Origin of the sequence: Dolichospermum sp. LEGE 00246 (assembly GCF_015207865.1) — a bacterium.
In the GTDB taxonomy this organism is placed as follows: domain Bacteria; phylum Cyanobacteriota; class Cyanobacteriia; order Cyanobacteriales; family Nostocaceae; genus Dolichospermum; species Dolichospermum heterosporum.
In genome coordinates, this window is sequence record NZ_JADEWA010000687.1 from 1 (window position 1) to 1871 (window position 1871).

Annotated in this window: 2 protein-coding genes; both read right to left on the reverse strand. The window is 36.9% G+C overall.

What is annotated here, in order from left to right; genetic code table 11:
• Positions 1 to 246 precede the first annotated feature (246 nt).
• Positions 247 to 1452: a glycosyltransferase gene (locus IQ228_RS25570; protein WP_193964940.1), complete on the reverse strand. Its 1206-nt coding sequence runs from the start codon at positions 1450 to 1452 to the stop codon at positions 247 to 249.
• Positions 1449 to 1871, reverse strand: a 423-nt coding sequence (locus IQ228_RS25575) for an asparagine synthase-related protein (protein ID WP_228044086.1), incomplete at its 5' end; no start/stop codon positions are given. The genes IQ228_RS25570 and IQ228_RS25575, both read right to left, overlap by 4 nt.

Below are 1871 nucleotides of genomic sequence, written 5' to 3' on the forward strand. Positions count from 1 at the left end.
GCAATGACTGTAAATATTAACGAAGTGAAATGAAGCAATTCCCAGGGTTGTGATTGCTTCCCTTCGCTCGCAATGACTGTAAATATTAACGAAGTGAAATGAAGCAATTCCCAGGGTTGTGATTGCTTCCCTTCGCTCGCAATGACTGTAAATATTAACGAAGTGAAATGAAGCAATTCCCAGGGTTGTGATTGCTCCTTCGCTCGCAATGACTGTAAATATTTTTGTTCAATTACTTATTCTCGTCTATAAATGTTTATTACCTTGAATGATATTTTCATAAACAGATATCATTTTTAATGCTATTTTATCCCAAGTGTAATTATCTAATATAAACTGCCGGGCGCGATAGCGAAGCGCTCCGTAGGAATCGCCCATTTCCTTCGATTCTTGAGGATGATCTAAGAAGTTTTCAATTGTAGTAGCAATATCATTAATATTAAGTTCTGTAACATATCCCAGATGTTGTTGCTGGACTATATCACTGAGTGCTACACCAGGGGTAATTATAACTGGAGTACCAGCAGCTAGGGATTCTAGAACTGATATACCAAAGTTTTCGGAATAGGAAGTTAGGGCAAATATATCTGCTCCTTGTATTAATAAATCCTTGATTTCACCCTTGACAAATCCGGTAAAATGTGTTTTTTCTGCAATTCCATGAGTTGTGACTAAAGTTTTTACCTCAGTTTCATAATCTGAATCGCCGCTACCTGCGACAATGAATGTGAAGCGGTAATCAGATAACTTACTTAATGCTGGAATTAGGTAGTCTAAACCTTTTTTAGGATGTAAGCGAGATAAAAATAAGATAATTGGTTCATCTGTGGGGATGTTCAGGTGTTTTTTTAGCTTTTCACGAGCATTAAGAATTCTTTGAGGGGGATAAATACCAAGGGGGAGGACAAAACTGGAAGAAGTCAAATTTAATGGTAATGCTTCTTTTTGTTCTACAATGGAGGTAAAATGGATTGATTGACTATGATCAAGATTAGCTTTTTCTATAAGTTTGAGATATAGCTTTTTTTTACGAGCTTTTTGCTGTAATGACCATTCACAAAGTAGTCCATAAGGACGAACAATATAAGGAACTTTTTGACGGCGAGCGATCGCCATTGATATAGTCGGAGCATAGGAGAAAATACCATGAATATGTAATAAGTCATAATTACGGATATTTTGCCATAACCATATTGTTAATTCTCTGGAAAAAGCAAATTCCCTCAAAGCGTGAATAGAAGGAGAAAACCGAGGAAAGAACTGGACAGGAACTTGTTGATAATTTATAAATTTTCCTAAAGGTACGTCTAATATATCTTCACCATTATCGTTAGTGGTGACAATTTCTGCATCAATATCATTTTTTCTTAAAGCTTTGACCATTTCTAAAATGGCTTGACTCGGACCGCCGCGAACGGTTGCGACAGAGGGAATGACATGGAGAACTTTCATGAGTTAATCTGCTCCCACCAATGGTTTAATATTGCTAAACTCCAACGACGATACCAAGGGTTGAGGGGTATATTGGGTGGGATATTTAGGTTTTGATGGACATTATGAAAATAATCACCAAATTCACTATTCATCCAATTTTCAAAGGGGAAAGAAAAGCCTTTTTTCGGTCTGTTTATTACCCAATCAGGTATCTCTGTAATTGCTTGTGTTAACAGTTTTTTCCCCTGTGCTAAACGAATATTACTAGGAATTGGTGCAACAGCTTCTAATAAGGTTTTATCTACAAAGGGAACACGCAATTCTAAACCCCAATTCATGCTCATGATATCACTATCTCGCAGTAATTGATTACGCATATAGCCACTTAATTCTAAAAAGCTGACTTCATCTTCTGGGGTAGAACCCCACCCTAACCC

What these genes read in the sequence shown, in the direction of transcription:
- IQ228_RS25570 (WP_193964940.1), bottom strand. Translation starts at nt 1,452, where the DNA reads ATGAAAGTTCTCCATGTCATTCCCTCTGTCGCAACCGTTCGCGGCGGT.